General features: G+C 68.5%; 15 protein-coding genes. 12 read left to right on the plus strand and 3 right to left on the minus strand.

From position 1 onward, the window contains the following. Window positions 1-65: 65 nt before the first annotated feature. The 3 genes from EIP75_RS01670 to EIP75_RS01680 form a co-directional block, all read right to left on the minus strand. Entirely contained in the window at window positions 66-686 is a 621-nt protein-coding gene (locus EIP75_RS01670) for a YqiA/YcfP family alpha/beta fold hydrolase (RefSeq protein ID WP_125241462.1), read from the minus strand. A gap of 6 nt (window positions 687-692) precedes the next feature. After that, window positions 693-1415: a hypothetical protein gene (locus EIP75_RS01675; protein ID WP_125241463.1), complete on the minus strand. Its 723-nt coding sequence runs from the start codon at window positions 1413-1415 to the stop codon at window positions 693-695. A 128-nt stretch (window positions 1416-1543) separates the two neighbouring features. Beyond that, a complete protein-coding gene (locus tag EIP75_RS01680; RefSeq protein ID WP_125241464.1) occupies window positions 1544-2725 on the minus strand; it encodes a glycerophosphodiester phosphodiesterase in 1182 nt (393 codons plus the stop codon). A 292-nt stretch (window positions 2726-3017) separates the two neighbouring features. Here EIP75_RS01680 and gspG point away from each other — a divergent pair, with 292 nt between their 5' ends. From gspG to EIP75_RS01740, 12 genes are all read left to right on the plus strand, one after another. Next, complete coding sequence (gspG, locus tag EIP75_RS01685; RefSeq protein WP_125241465.1) at window positions 3018-3425, plus strand: type II secretion system major pseudopilin GspG; 408 nt, start codon at window positions 3018-3020, stop codon at window positions 3423-3425. A gap of 31 nt (window positions 3426-3456) precedes the next feature. Further along, on the plus strand, window positions 3457-4695 hold the full coding sequence (locus EIP75_RS01690; protein ID WP_158622712.1) for a type II secretion system F family protein: 1239 nt from the start codon (window positions 3457-3459) through the stop codon (window positions 4693-4695). Next, window positions 4692-6272 carry a GspE/PulE family protein gene (locus EIP75_RS01695; RefSeq protein WP_125241467.1) on the plus strand — a complete coding sequence of 527 codons (1581 nt, stop codon included), beginning with the start codon at window positions 4692-4694 and terminating at the stop codon, window positions 6270-6272. Before EIP75_RS01690 ends, EIP75_RS01695 begins: the two co-directional genes overlap by 4 nt. A gap of 85 nt (window positions 6273-6357) precedes the next feature. Then, complete coding sequence (locus EIP75_RS01700) at window positions 6358-6954, plus strand: hypothetical protein (RefSeq protein ID WP_125241468.1); 597 nt, start codon at window positions 6358-6360, stop codon at window positions 6952-6954. A 182-nt stretch (window positions 6955-7136) separates the two neighbouring features. After that, window positions 7137-7667, plus strand: coding sequence for a hypothetical protein (locus EIP75_RS01705; protein ID WP_125241469.1), 531 nt, complete (start codon window positions 7137-7139; stop codon window positions 7665-7667). After that, window positions 7664-8281, plus strand: coding sequence for a hypothetical protein (locus tag EIP75_RS01710; protein ID WP_125241470.1), 618 nt, complete (start codon window positions 7664-7666; stop codon window positions 8279-8281). The genes EIP75_RS01705 and EIP75_RS01710 overlap by 4 nt, the downstream gene beginning before the upstream one ends. Beyond that, on the plus strand, window positions 8278-8877 hold the full coding sequence (locus tag EIP75_RS01715) for a hypothetical protein (protein WP_125241471.1): 600 nt from the start codon (window positions 8278-8280) through the stop codon (window positions 8875-8877). The genes EIP75_RS01710 and EIP75_RS01715 overlap by 4 nt, the downstream gene beginning before the upstream one ends. A gap of 14 nt (window positions 8878-8891) precedes the next feature. Further along, the gene (locus EIP75_RS01720) at window positions 8892-11072 is read left to right on the plus strand and encodes a secretin GspD/PilQ domain-containing protein (protein WP_158622713.1); all 2181 of its coding nucleotides are present in this window, start codon (window positions 8892-8894) and stop codon (window positions 11070-11072) included. A gap of 19 nt (window positions 11073-11091) precedes the next feature. Beyond that, complete coding sequence (locus EIP75_RS01725; protein WP_233584626.1) at window positions 11092-11553, plus strand: type II secretion system protein; 462 nt, start codon at window positions 11092-11094, stop codon at window positions 11551-11553. A 5-nt stretch (window positions 11554-11558) separates the two neighbouring features. Beyond that, a complete protein-coding gene (locus EIP75_RS01730) occupies window positions 11559-11948 on the plus strand; it encodes a type II secretion system protein (RefSeq protein WP_125241474.1) in 390 nt (129 codons plus the stop codon). Continuing rightward, the gene (locus EIP75_RS01735; protein WP_125241475.1) at window positions 11923-12426 is read left to right on the plus strand and encodes a type II secretion system protein; all 504 of its coding nucleotides are present in this window, start codon (window positions 11923-11925) and stop codon (window positions 12424-12426) included. The genes EIP75_RS01730 and EIP75_RS01735 overlap by 26 nt, the downstream gene beginning before the upstream one ends. Before the next feature lie 88 nt (window positions 12427-12514). Beyond that, entirely contained in the window at window positions 12515-13366 is an 852-nt protein-coding gene (locus EIP75_RS01740; protein WP_125241476.1) for a LuxR C-terminal-related transcriptional regulator, read from the plus strand. Window positions 13367-13377: the final 11 nt, after the last annotated feature.

The following is a 13377-nucleotide window of genomic DNA, read 5'->3' on the forward strand; positions in this document are numbered from 1 at the left end:
CAGGAGGGTTCGTTCGGTCAGGGCGTGATTGTCCCATTTTGGCGAGACCACCGGCCGAGGGGGTGTCAGGCGATGCCGGGGGCGGGATCCGGCAGGCCCAGGAAGGCCAGCAGGTCTGGCAGGTGCAGGTCGAAATCGCTGACGGCGTGGTCGCTGCCATCGAGCAGCTTGACGCGTGCGCCATCGTAGTGCGAGAGCATTTCGTGCCAGTCCAGCACCTCGTCGCCCTTGGCGATCAACGCCCAGTAACGCTCGGCATGCTGAAGGGGATAGGGATCGAGCGCCTCGAACTCGGCAATGAACTCGGGGCGGAAGAAGAAGCGGTCGGCCGGGTTGTGGAAGGAGGTCTGCTCGCCGATGTGGCGGGCCAGGTCGCGCGCCGGGGCCACCGCCGGGTTGATGACGGCGGCGCGGCAGCCCAGGCGTTCAGCCAGCACTGTGGCGTAGAAGCCCCCAAGGGAGGAACCGATCACCACCATATCGTCGCGCGGCCACAGGGCCACGAGCGCTTCGAGTTCGGCAATGGCCTGGCGGGGCGAAGGCGGCAACTGGGGGCAGGCCCAGAACAGATCGCCTCCAGGGGGGCACAGCGGCTTCACTGCCTGCCCCAGGCGCACGGCCTTGGCTGATCTGGGCGAAGACCGGAAACCGTGCAGGTAGAGCAGGTGGGTGGGCGAGTGCGTCATGGCGATTCATTGTGGCACCACGGTGCTGGACCTGGCCAGTGGCGTTTCGGCGGGTCCGGGAGGCTGCCAGCGGGCATCCGCCACGGCTTCGAGCACCTCGTCCAGGTAGCCGCCGACATAGTCGGGCAGGTGGTTCGCACCGCACTGCACCACCAGCCATTGGCGGCCGTCAGGGAAGGAAGGGCCCAGATCGGCGGCCATCGTGGCCGCTTGCGTGGCGCCCTGGTAGGCGCCGGCCTGTTGGGGCCACTGTTGCTGCGTGATGACCAGCCAGGCAGGACGCGTCCCTATGTTGGCCTGGCGGGAGGACACGACCGTGTGGGTCTGAGGGGGCGTCGGCAGGCTGCCATCGCCATTGAGACCGACCCGGTAGCCGCGTGCGAGCACCGGCCAGATGCGGTGCCGTGAGGGCTGAAGCTGCACTGGCAGTTGACTGAGCAACTCGGCGACGTGGGTTGAGGTGGGGGTCAACTGCAGCGCGCTGCCTTGGGTCAGCAGGCGGCTGAGCAGGCATCCCCGCGCGCCCGCGTCGTCTGAAAATGCCATCAGGGGTTCGGCACTGACATCGCGGCGGCGCGGATCTCCACGCTCGCGGTGACGCCTCAGGGCCTCGGCCGTCTGGTCGATGAAGCCCGGGGGCAAGTCGATCTGCAGCCCGCTGGCCAAGTGGCTGATGGCCACGGGCCGAGGGGCCGCGCAGCCAGCCAGCATCGTGGCGAATACCGCCATGGCCAGCCTTCTATTCCTGGTGTTTTTCATCGTGATCGCGGCGCGAGGCCGGATGGCAGCATGGCGCCATTGTGGCCTGGAGGCTGTGCATCCTGGCCGCGATCACATCCCCGTCATGAGGGGGCAGTTCAATCCCGCGTGAATTGATCGATCGCCTGGCGGCCCAGGAAGGGGTGATCGGTGAAGATGCCATCGAGCCCCAAGCGCAGGAAGGCCAGGATCTGTCCGGCCAGGTCACCCCAGTCGCCCGCGTTGGCGCTGCTGTCAAACTCGTTGGGCAGGAACTGGTTCTCGGCGCGGAAGGTCCAGCCGTGCACGGTGAGACCTGCCGCATGGGCGTCGCGCACCAGCGTGGTGGGGGTGCCCAGCCGTCCGCCGGCCAGGGGGATCATCAGTGCCGTGTGCGCACCGATGCCGTCGGCGTAGCCGGCGATCTCCTTCAGGCCGGCGGGCGTGGCCAGGTCGGCATAGGTGCGGCGGTCTCCGGCCACGGTGAAGTCATAGGGCTGGCCGCCGTTGCTGAGCAGCTGGGCCAGGCGCAGCGAGGTCTTGCGCGACAGGGCCTTGAGGTTGGCCACCTCGAAAGACTGGATGATGACTGGATCACCCTTGTGGTGGTAGCCATGGCGGGCCAGGGTGCGCAGCAGGGGTTCTTCCAGCGGCAGCTTGATGCTGGCGAAGTAGCTGGGGTGCTTGGTCTCGGGGTACACGCCGATGGGCTTGACCTTCAGCAGGGCCTTCAGGCCGCCACGGCTCAGTGCCTGTTGGCGGCGGCGTTCGTTGGCCTGCTTGACCAGGTCGAGCACCTCGTTCAACGTGGGCACTTCGAACATGTTGTCGAAGCGGGTGTTGGCCGTGCGCAGGGCGGGCAGGCGCTCGCGGGCGCGCAGGGTCTTGAGCTCGGCCAGGGTGAAGTCCTCGGTGAACCAGCCGGTGAGGGCGACGCCGTCGATGGTCTTGGTCGTCTTGCGGCTGGCGAACTCCGGGCGGTCGGCGACGTCGGTGGTGGCTTCGCGGAGGCTGCCATCGGCGTTGAGCAGGGCGATGGCATTCTCGTGGCGGGCCACCAGCACGCCATCCTTCGTGATGACCAGATCGGGCTCGACGTAGTCGGCGCCCTGCTCGATGGCCAGCCAGTAGGCGGCCAGGGTGTGCTCGGGCACATAGCCGCTGGCGCCGCGGTGCGCGATGAGCAGTGGCTCGGCATTGTCCACGTGGCCTGGCAGGCTGGCGTGGACTGCAGTGGGGGTGAAGGCGAGCGCGGCAGACAGGGCCAGCGCACTGGTCAATGCATTGATCAGGCGGTGCATGGTCTCTCCTGGATGAGGGTATGACAAGGGGAGCGGGGTGCTGGTTCCCGCCACGTTCGACGATAGGCCGCCTGTGTGTCGGTACCGTGATGCTGCGGTCCGGCCGAGGGGATCACATGGAGATGCGGGGGCGCGCTGTCATCAAGCTGTCAGCAATAGGCCAATAGGATCACGGCCTGTCTTGTGGCGTGATCACTGCCTGCCTTTCGGGCGAGGTGATCGGTCTGTTGTTCCATCCCGTCATGTGCCCGTCGATGCGGCCTGCAAAGGCCGCGTGGCTGAACTCGTCCCTATGAAACGCTCACGCGGCTTCACCCTGCTCGAACTGCTGGTTGTCCTGGTCATCATCGGCCTGCTGGCCGGCTATGTCGGGCCGCGCTTCTTCGCGCAGATCGGCAAGTCCGAGGTCAAGACGGCCACGGCGCAGATCGACGCATTGACCAAGGCGCTGGACCAGTTCCGCCTGGACACGGGCCACTACCCCAGCTCGGAGCAAGGGCTGGGTGCGCTGTGGACCAAACCCGGCGATGAAACCCGCTGGTGGGGACCTTACCTGCGTAAGGCGCCGCCCAAGGATCCCTGGGGCCGTGAGTACCAGTACCGGGCCCCCGGAGAGCACGGTGATTTCGACCTGTTCTCGCTGGGCAAGGATGGCCGCGAGGGCGGCGATGGCGAAGACCAGGACATCACCAGCTGGTGATGTCCATGGCCCACCCGCAAGCGTGATCACCATGGTGCGTTACCGCGTCCGTCACATGGCCCTGGGGGCCATCGCCGAGCATGAGGTGCAAGCCGGTGGCCTGCGCGATGTCCCTCAGGCCTTGTCGCAGGTGCTGGGCCAACCGGTGGCGCCCGGCGATCTGCTGCAGGTGCATCCCCTGGGTTCCGCGAAGGCGTCCGGGCAGTCGGTGTCGTCAAGCGCGCCCGCGCCCGTGCCTGCCTCGGGCGATTTCCCGCGCCGCCTGTTCTGCCAGGAGCTGGCTGTGTTGCTCGATGCCGGCATCCCCCTGTATGAATCCTTGATCACCTTGCGCGAGAAGGAATCCTCGGCATCGGTGTCGGCCGTGCTGTCAGGTCTGGTCGAGGCACTGTCGCAAGGACAGACCCTGGCCCAGTCCATGCGTTCTCAACCCCAGGCCTTCAGCACACTGCTGATTGCCAGCATCGAAGCCAGCCAGCGCACGGGGCACACGCCGCAGGCCCTGCGCCAGCACGCGGCCTACCTGGCTTGGGTCGATGGCCTGCGCGACAAGCTGGTGGGCGCGGCCATCTACCCGGCGATCCTGGTGAGCGCCAGCCTGTTGGTGATCACCTTCCTGACCGTGTTCGTGGTGCCGCGCTTTGCCGACATCTACGAGGGCATGGGAGGTGAGTTGCCCTGGCTGTCAGGGGTGTTGCTCAAGGCAGGGCAGGCTGTGGGCGCGCATCCCTGGGTGGTGATGGCAGGCCTTGTGGCGTTGGCGGGCATGGGTGTGATGGCCTGGCGCTCACCGGCTGTGCGCGGTGCGCTGGCCGAGCGCTTGTGGCGCCTGCCGGTGGTCGGCGACCGACTGCGCCTGGTCGAACTGGCCACGCTGTACCGCACGCTGGGCTTGCTGCTGCAGGCCGGCGTGGCCGTGGTGGCCGCGCTGGAGGCATCGAGCGAACTGGTCAAGCCGGCGCTGCGTCCAGCATTGGCAGAGGCCGCGAGGCGTGTGCGCGAAGGCGCCCGCCTGTCGGACAGCTTCCAGGAGCATGCGCTGACAACACCCGTGTCGCTGCGCATGATGCGGGTGGGCGAGCACACGGGCGAGCTGGGCTCGATGCTCGAGCGGGCCGCCACCTTCTATGACGAAGAGCTGGCCCGCTTCACCGACTGGATCGGCCGCGTGGTCAGCCCCGTGCTGATGCTGGTGATGGGCGTGCTGATCGGCGGCATCGTGGTGCTGATGTACCTGCCCATCTTTCAGGTGGCGGAGCAGATCCAATGAGCGCCGTGTTGTCGATGCCGGCGGCGCCTTCATCGGGCGGGCAGGTGCCTTCTGTGGTGCCTGACTGGTCGCTCTGGCCGCTGGTGCAGGCCCTGAGGCTGCGCGTGGTGGTGGGGCTGGATGCCGATGGCCGCTGGACGGCATGGACGACCGATGCGGCCGACCACGTGATGCGCGAGATGGTGGCCCGCCGTGTGCCGCATATCTTGCAATGGCAGACCTTGAGCGACGAGGCACTCGATGCCTTGCTGGGCCAGGGCGAGGCAGGCTACGAAGCACGCGATGCACTGGAGGATCATGCCCTTGGTGGCGCCGCCTCGGATGCGGTGGCCGTCCACGAGTTGTCGGTGGACGCGATCAACCGCCAGACCAGCCCCGTGGTGCGCTTGCTTGACGCCACCTTGTTCGATGCGCTCAAGGCCCAGGCCAGCGACCTGCACCTGGAGTCCACCGCCACCGGCATGACCATCCGGCACCGGCTCGACGGCGTGATGGTGGAGGTGGGCAGTGTCGGCTCCCGCGAAGTGGCCGAGCAACTGGTGTCGCGCCTGAAGGTGATGGCCGAGCTGGACATCGGCGAGCGTCGGTTGCCGCAGGACGGGCGCTTCAAGCTGCGCGCCCGCATGGGCCAGGCAGCCGGTGCCGACGGCCTGTCCAGCCGCGATGTGGATTTCCGCGTCTCCATCATGCCGTCGAGCTTCGGTGAAGACGCGGTGCTGCGCATCCTGGACCGTTCGCGCCTGTCGGCCGATGCCTCGGCCATGACGCTCGAAGGCCTGGGATTCGATGCGGACGACGCGAACGTGGTGCGCCGCCTGGCCGCCAAGCCTTACGGCATGCTGCTGGTCACTGGCCCCACCGGCAGCGGCAAGACCACCACGCTGTACGCCGTCGTGCAGGAAATCAACGACGGGCGCGACAAGATCATCACCATCGAAGACCCGGTGGAGTACCAGCTGCCCGGCGTGGTGCAGATCCCCGTCAACGACAAGAAGGGCCTGACCTTCGCACGCGGCCTGCGCAGCATCCTGCGCCATGACCCGGACCGTGTGATGGTGGGCGAGATCCGTGATGCCGAGACGGCGCAGATCGCCTCACAGGCCGCGCTCACCGGCCACCTGGTGCTGTCCACCATCCACGCCAACAACGTGTTCGATGTGGTGGGCCGCTTCATGCACATGGGTGTCGATCTGTACAACATGGTGTCGGCGCTCAATGGCGTGGTGGCGCAGCGCCTGATGCGCAAGCTGTGCGTGCACTGCCGCCAGCCTTGGCAGCCCGATGCGTCTGACCTGCGTGCTGCCATGCTGCCGCTGGACACGCGGGGCACTTTCCAGCAGGCCGTGGGGTGTGCGCATTGCCGCCACACCGGCTACCGGGGCCGCAAGGCCATCTCCGAGGTGCTGCTGATGGACGACACCCTGCGCGACCTGATCGTCTCGCGCGCCTCGCTGATCAAGATCAAGGCGCATGCGCGCGCCAGCGGCACCCGCCTGCTGCGCGAGTCGGCCCTGGCCTGCGTGCTGCGCGGCGAATCGACCCTGGAGGAGTTGAACCGTGTCACGCTGGCCGAGTGAGCTCACCACAAGGGCATGGCATGCACGTTGGCGTGCGCGCTTGCGCACTTGGCGCAACCCTTCAGGCCTGTGCCTGGCCCCGTCCGTGGACACCGCCCTCTCGCCGCTGGGCGTGCCCTTGCACGACGAGGCGCTGTTGCAATGGCGCCGCTGGTGCGAAGCCCACGAGGGGCGGCATGTGCGCCTGGGCCTGTCTGCCCGCTGGCTGCTGAGCACCGCGCTGTCCCCTGCGGGCCAAGGCGGGGCGGGGCGTGAGCAGGCGCAGGCCGACGCCGTGTCGCGCTGGTCTCACTTCCTGGGCCTGGACGAGGCTGCCTGGCAGGCCCGCTGGGTGACGCGTGCCGTCCACCTGCCGCAGGGCGTGCTGGTGTGCGCCGTGCCGCGAGCGCTGGTGGACGATGTGCTGGCCGTGGCTGCGCACCACCATGTGACGGTGCAATGGCTGGGGCCTTGGTGGGCGCAGGATCTGAACCAGTGGCTGACAGCCGGCGGGGCCACGGCAAGCCGCCGGACCGTGCGGATGCGCGAGCCGGCCTGGGCGGTGCATGTGCAGGCCCAGGGCGCTCACGTGACGCAGTTGTGGGGCGAGCCTGATGGTGACGAGGCCGGTGCGGTTGATGAGTCCCCGTGGAAAGCCCAGATGCTGGTTGGCGATGCCACTGCATGGAAGGCCGAGGCATGAGCACCGGCATGACATCTCCCACGGCGACCTGGTGGCGAGGCTTGACAGCTCGGGTGTCCAGGGGAACGGCTCGATGGGCGTGTGCGGGCGGCCGCCGTGGCGACCGCTGGATGGCGTCCCTGGATTTTCGGCCTGTGCAGCCCAAGCCAGCGGTCTGGGCTTGGGCGTTGTTGGCTGCGGGCATGTTGTCCGTGCTGTGGCTGGCCGATCAGGCCGATCAACTGCAGCAGCGGCAGGCTGAGGCCCAGGCCCAGCTTCAACGCCTGGCGCGGGCTGACCGGCAAGTGCGCCTGGAGCGTGCAGTGCGCGAACGCGCCGTTGGTGCGTCGGCGCCTCAGCCCGCAGCCAGCGCGCCGGTGCTGAGCCCTGCTGCCGCGGACGAGGCCGTGGCCATGCTGCGCGCACTGGCCTTTCCGTGGCCCGATACGCTGCGGCGCATGGAGATGTCGGCGTCGAAGGCGGGCGCGGTGATGCTGTCGATGAGCACCTCGCTCGATGAGGCCGGGCGCACGGCGGGGCCCACCTGGCGCCTGCAGGCGGCCGTGCCCGACGATGCTGCCGCCTTGGGATGGGCGGCCAGCCTGCCGGCCGGCCGCCTGATCACACGGGCTTCGCTCGCCACGCCGTTCTCGACGGCGCATGGGCCTTATGGGCTGAAGGCCGAGGTGCAGGCCCAGCCCTCCTGGGTGTCATTGATGGAGGCCGTGCCATGAACGCCTTCAATGGGCAGCACATCCACGCCTTGTTGGGCCGCCTGGGTTGGCCTGGGCTGGTCGGCTTGCTGATGGGTATGGTCGGCACCTGGGGGGCTTGGCAGGTGGTGCCTGCGTGGCGAGCCGCTGTCGAAGAAGATGAAGCCCAGGTGCTTCACCTGCGCCACCAGTTGCAGCAGCAGGCCGAGGGGCTCGCGCGGTCGGACGCCGCCACGCGGGCCCGGTCCTCCGCTGCTGCGCAACCTGTGCCTGATGACGTCACGCCGGCGATGGTGCGCGACACCTGGGCACGCAGCTGGGCGGCCCTGCCCATGCCTGCGGATGCGGTCGCGCGGCAGGGTGCGGTGCTGGCGCAGGCCGCGCAGCGCGGTGTGTCGGTGCCGTCCGTGCAATACCGAGGTGGTGCGCTGACCACCTTGCCATCCGTGTGGCGCCAGCAGATGGTGCTGCCGGTCGAGGCCAGCTACCCCGCGCTGCGGGCCTGGCTGGGGGCAGTTCTGCAGGACCGCGCCGTGAGCCTGGATGCGCTTGACGTGGTCCGACCCGATCCGATGGGCGAGCAGGTCAAGGCCCGCGTGTCGCTGTCGGTGTGGTGGCGGTTGGAGGCCCCATGAGCGCACGCCTGAACCCTCGCCTGGGCTGGGTGCTTCTTGCGGTGCTGGGGCTGTGCGCCTTCCTGGCTGCCCAGCCTTCGCCCGATGACGATCTGGCAGCGCCGGGCCGTGAGCGCTCGGCGGCGCCAGCGGCCCATGGGCGCGCCGCTCAACCGTCCTTGCCTGAGGCACGCGGTGCCACGGCCGGTTCACGGAGCGCGGCAGAGGCTGTTGCCCGTGCCGCCAGCACACCCAGTGCCGCGCAAGCCCGCGATCTGGCTGGCTGGGCCGTCGCCTGGGAGCGCCGCGCGCCCGATGCCTGGGCGCCCGCCTCTTCGGATGCCCGCTGGAGCTGGGCCCCTCAGCAGCCTCCACCGCCACCCCCCGTCGCCGCGCAAGAGGCCCCCCCGCCGATGGCGCCGGCGTTTCCGTACGCCTGGGTGGGGCGCTTCGTGGATGAGGCGCCCCGGGCCGTCATCGCCGGACCGAACCGCACCTGGGTGCTGGCGCAGGGCGAGGTGATCGAAGGGCAGTGGCGCGTGGGCGCCATCGCCGAGCGCCAGCTCACCGTGACCTACCTGCCGCTGAACCAGGACCAGAGCGTGGCCTTGAAATGAGCATGATCTCCAGAATGTCCCCTTCTTCGATCCTGGCCGCCGGCCTGCTGGCCACGGCCTGCCTGTTGGCGGGCTGCGCAGCGCCGGAGCTGAAGGAGGCGCAGAGCCTGACCCAGTCCGGCCAGCATGAAAAAGCCTTGCTCACGCTGCAGCAGGCGTCACAGGCAAAGCCTGACGACACCGCCTTGCGCACGGCGTACCTCAAGCAGCGCGACACCACGGTGGCCTACCTGCTGTACCAGGCTGAATCTGCCAGGGCCGCCGGCCGCCGAGGCGAGGTGCAATCCCTCATCGAGCGGATGGAGGTGGCCGCGCCCGGCCACCCCCGCGCGGCCTGGCTGCGTGAAGAGCTGGCGCGCGACGACCGCCAGCAGCGCCTGCTGACCGAGGCGAAGGAGGGGCTCGACAAGAAGCGCTGGGCCGTGGCAGATGCCGCCCTGCGTGCAGTGCTGTCGGAAGCGCCTGGCCAGTCAGAAGCCCGCTGGCTGATGAGCCAGCTCGACGAGCAGCGCGCCGAGCAAACGCGCCGGCAATCGACTTTGCAGCTGAGCACGGCCGACAAGACCATCACCCTGGAGTTCCGCGAAGCCGCCTTGCGCAGCGTGTTCGAAACCCTGGCGCGTGCGGCCAATGTCAACTTCGTGTTCGACAAGGATGTGCGCGGCGACGCCAAGGTCACCTTGTTCCTGCGCAACACCACGGTGGACGAGGCCTTGCGCGTGATCCTCAACACGCAGCAGCTGGGCCACAAGCTCCTCAATGGCAACACCGTGCTGGTGTTTCCCAACACGGCGCAGAAGCAGCGCGAGCTGCTGGACACCGTGGCCCGCAGCTTCTACCTGGTCAACGCCGATCCGAAGCAGGCCCAGGCGCTGGTGCGCACCGTGGCCAAGACACGCGATGTGTTCCTTGACGAGCGCCTGAACATGATCGTGGTGCGCGACACGCCCGAGGTGATGCGCCTGGTCGAGCGCCTGATCGCGGGCATCGACCTGCCCGATCCCGAGGTCATGCTGGAGGTGGAGGTGATGGAGGTCTCCAGCAAGAAGATGATCGACATGGGGCTGACCCTGCCAGGCACCGCCAACTATGGCGTGCCCGGTTCCACCGCTCCGATCAGCAGTGTGTCCGGCCTGCGCTGGAGTGCCGCGAACCCGTTGGCGATCGCCACGCTCAAGGGCAGCACGGACGGCACCAACCTGCTGGCCAACCCCAAGATCCGGGCGCGCAACCGCGAGAAATCGAAAATCCTGCTGGGTGAGAAGCTGCCGGTGTTCACCACCACGTCCACGGCCAATGTGGGGGTGTCGGCCTCCGTCAGCTACCTGGACGTGGGCCTGAAGGTCGAGCTCGAACCCCAGGTGCAGCTGGACAACGAAGTCACCATCAAGGTGGCGCTGGAGGTCAGCAGCGTGACGGGCCGCGTGACGGGCCCGGAAGGCTCGCTCGCCTACCAGGTGGGCACGCGTCAGGCCACCACATCCCTGCGCCTGAAGGATGGCGAGACGCAGGTCCTGGCCGGCCTGATCAACGATGAAGAAATCCGCAGTTCCAGCGGCCTGCCCTGGCTCCACGACCTGCCCGGCGTCGGACGGCTGTTCGGCACCACCAAGGACGACCGCAACAAGACCGAGGTGGTGATGCTGATCACTCCGCGCGTGGTGCGCAACATCAGTCAAGGCCTCATGTCGACGCTGCCCATGGCCTCGGGGACGGAGGCCCAGCCCGGGGCGCCGGCCTGGGTGATCACCTCGGGTGAGGTGGGCGCCACGGCCGGCCGTGGTGGTGCCGGTCCGGCGGGCCGATCGCCCGCCCCGGCATCGCGACCCCTGGCCGGTGTCGCCACTGAAGGCCCCCAACTGGGCGGGCCTGATGAAGTGCCTGCCGGTGGCAGCTTCCAGGTCACCGTGACCAACCCAGGCAAGGAGCCGCTGAGCGCGGGCCTGCTGTACGACTTGGGCGTGCTGAGTGCCGTCACCGCGCCAGGCGGACCGCCCGACAGTGGCCGTGTGCAGGTGGATGTGCCCCCGCTCGGCAGCAAATCCTTCATGTTCCAGGCCAGGCCGATCGTGGTGGCCAACGAGACCAACCTGAGCCTGGACAACGGCGCGGCGGCGGCCTGGACGGTGCGCATCCTGGGGGCTCAGGAGCCAGGCATGCCTGCGCCCGGCGATACGCCACCGGACCCGCGCTGAAAGGGCTCAGGCGATGCGCATGCGCGGCTTCACCCTGCTGGAGATGGTCATCGTGGTGATGATCGTCGGCATCCTGGCCAGCGCCGCGGTGCCGCTCACGGCGCTTCACCAGCGTCGCCAGGACGAGGCAGAACTGCGCTCGGGCCTGCGCACCATCCGCCTGGCGCTGGACGCCTACAAACGCGCCTGGGACCAGGGGCAGATCGAGAAGAAGGAGGGAGAGACAGGCTATCCCCCGACGCTGGATGTGCTGGTGAGCGGGGTGGTCGACATCCGCCAGACCACGCCCAGGCGCATCTACTTTCTGCGGCGCCTGCCACGCGATCCTTTCGCGCCGATCACAGAGCCTGCGGCGGCTACCTGGGGCCTGCGCAGCTATGCCAGCCCGCCAGGCCAGCCTCAGCCCGGTGCCGATGTGTTCGATGTGTATTCACGCACCGACGGAGCTGGGCTGGACGGTGTGCCCTATCGCCAATGGTGAAGCCCATGCCTCCCCACCGCCGCATCAAGGGCTTCACCCTGATCGAGCTGATCGTGGTGATGGCCATCATCGGCCTGCTGGCCAGCATCGTGGCGCCGCGCTACACACGCAGCGTCGAGCGTGCACGCGAGGCCTCGGTCAAGACCTCGCTGGCCGTGATGCGCGACGCCATCGACAAGTTCGCGGGTGACCGCAGGCGGTACCCGGCCTCGCTGGACGAGATGGTGCAGATGGGCTACCTGCGCAGCCTGCCGGAAGACCCGCTGACGGGCCGGCGCGACAGCTGGGTGATGCTGCCACCGCTGCCCGAGAGCAGCATGGAAGGCGGTGTGGGCGACGTGCGCAGCGGGGCCGCAGGCCGGGGCCTGGATGGCACGCCATATGCGTCGTGGTGAGCAGGGGCCGGGGCCAGCGCGCGGGTTCACCTACCTGGCGTTGCTGTGGTGGGTGGCCATCAGCGGCGTGATGCTGGCCGCGCTGGGCAGCCAGTGGCGGCTGGACGCCACGCGGCAGCGCGAGGTGGAGATGGTGTTCCGTGGCGAGCAGATCCAGGCCGCGCTGGCCGCGTACCAGGCCAACACACCGGCCGGCCAGCCGGCCTTGCCGACCGAACTGGCGGAGTTGCTGGACGACACGCGCCAGGGGCCTCCCAGACGGCACCTTCGCCGCTTGTGGAGTGACCCGATCACAGGCCAGGCGTGGGGCACCCTGCGCACGGAGGAGGGCCGCATCCGCGGGGTGTTCAGTGCCTCCGACCGCAAGCCCCTGACCGCGCCCGAGGGCATCGCCAGCTACCGTGAATGGCTGTTCGACATCCCTGAAACACCGCCACCACCGCCGGAAGCGGCGTCGGCGGCGTCGAGCGGCGGCTGAAGGACAGGTTTGGACGAAGCCGCTTTACATTCGTCAACAAACCGTCACGAGTGGTCCCGACAATGGCGCGTCCAGGGCAAACACACACATGAAATCACACGCCACCACGTCCGAGCCGTCCGAGTGTCTGCTGCGCATCGTGGAAGCGGCCCCTCAGGTCAGTCGCCGCCACCAGTTCTTCCTGTGGAGCCAGGGCGATCTGCAGCGCTGGCTGCCGCACAAGCTGCTGGTGTGCGGTGCCTATCACCGCGAGTTCCGTGACCTGGTGTTCGACGTGTTCAACAGCGTGCCGATCCCGGAGCCTGCCTTGCGCGGCCTGCAGACGGTGCGCGAGCCGGCCATCGCGGCCGCGATCAAGCGCTGGCACCTGCGCCGCCAGCAACCGTGCTGGCTGCACCGTGACGAGTTGCCCCAGGGCGATCCGGTGGCCCAGATGATGCACGAGGCGGGCTACCAGCAGTTGCTGGTGCATGGCATGAGCCGGCCCGGTCGCCCTGACGACATCGAGAGCATCTTCCTGTTCGGGGCGCCCAACCACATCCAGGATGAGCAGGCGCTGGTGCACGCCGACATGCTGCTGCCCTGCCTTCACACCACCTACCTGCGCGTGCATACCACCGAGTGTCAACTGGTCGGGCAGGGTGGGGTGGGGCAGGGCGCACGCTCAGGTGCAGCCTCAGCTGGAGCACCGCGCCATGGGGGCATCACGGAGCGCGAGCGGGAGATCCTGCTGTGGGTGCGCGATGGCCTGAACAACCAGCAGATCAGCGAGAAGCTGGGCATCAGCGCGCTGACGGTGAAGAACCACATCCAGAAGATCCTGCGCAAGCTGGGGGCCGCCAACCGGGCACAGGCCGTGGCCAAGGCCATGAGCATGCAGGCCCTGGCCTTGCCGCCTGGAGCCTTGTCGCAGGACGAGCGTGGCGGTGCCCTGACCTGAGCCCGTGCTGA

It is taken from the genome of Aquabacterium soli, from assembly GCF_003933735.1.
In the GTDB taxonomy this organism is placed as follows: Bacteria; Pseudomonadota; Gammaproteobacteria; order Burkholderiales; family Burkholderiaceae_C; genus Aquabacterium; species Aquabacterium soli.

Coding starts and splice junctions, on each gene's coding strand:
- EIP75_RS01740 (WP_125241476.1), top strand. CDS start 12,515: ATGAAATCACACGCCACCACGTCCGAGCCGTCCGAGTGTCTGCTGCGC.
- EIP75_RS01690 (WP_158622712.1), top strand. CDS start 3,457: ATGGTGCGTTACCGCGTCCGTCACATGGCCCTGGGGGCCATCGCCGAG.
- EIP75_RS01730 (WP_125241474.1), top strand. CDS start 11,559: ATGCCTCCCCACCGCCGCATCAAGGGCTTCACCCTGATCGAGCTGATC.
- EIP75_RS01725 (WP_233584626.1), top strand. CDS start 11,092: ATGCGCGGCTTCACCCTGCTGGAGATGGTCATCGTGGTGATGATCGTC.
- EIP75_RS01715 (WP_125241471.1), top strand. CDS start 8,278: ATGAGCGCACGCCTGAACCCTCGCCTGGGCTGGGTGCTTCTTGCGGTG.
- EIP75_RS01675 (WP_125241463.1), bottom strand. CDS start 1,415: ATGGCGGTATTCGCCACGATGCTGGCTGGCTGCGCGGCCCCTCGGCCC.
- gspG (WP_125241465.1), top strand. CDS start 3,018: ATGAAACGCTCACGCGGCTTCACCCTGCTCGAACTGCTGGTTGTCCTG.
- EIP75_RS01705 (WP_125241469.1), top strand. CDS start 7,137: ATGTTGTCCGTGCTGTGGCTGGCCGATCAGGCCGATCAACTGCAGCAG.
- EIP75_RS01695 (WP_125241467.1), top strand. CDS start 4,692: ATGAGCGCCGTGTTGTCGATGCCGGCGGCGCCTTCATCGGGCGGGCAG.
- EIP75_RS01680 (WP_125241464.1), bottom strand. CDS start 2,725: ATGCACCGCCTGATCAATGCATTGACCAGTGCGCTGGCCCTGTCTGCC.
- EIP75_RS01735 (WP_125241475.1), top strand. CDS start 11,923: ATGGCACGCCATATGCGTCGTGGTGAGCAGGGGCCGGGGCCAGCGCGC.
- EIP75_RS01670 (WP_125241462.1), bottom strand. CDS start 686: ATGACGCACTCGCCCACCCACCTGCTCTACCTGCACGGTTTCCGGTCT.
- EIP75_RS01720 (WP_158622713.1), top strand. CDS start 8,892: ATGTCCCCTTCTTCGATCCTGGCCGCCGGCCTGCTGGCCACGGCCTGC.
- EIP75_RS01710 (WP_125241470.1), top strand. CDS start 7,664: ATGAACGCCTTCAATGGGCAGCACATCCACGCCTTGTTGGGCCGCCTG.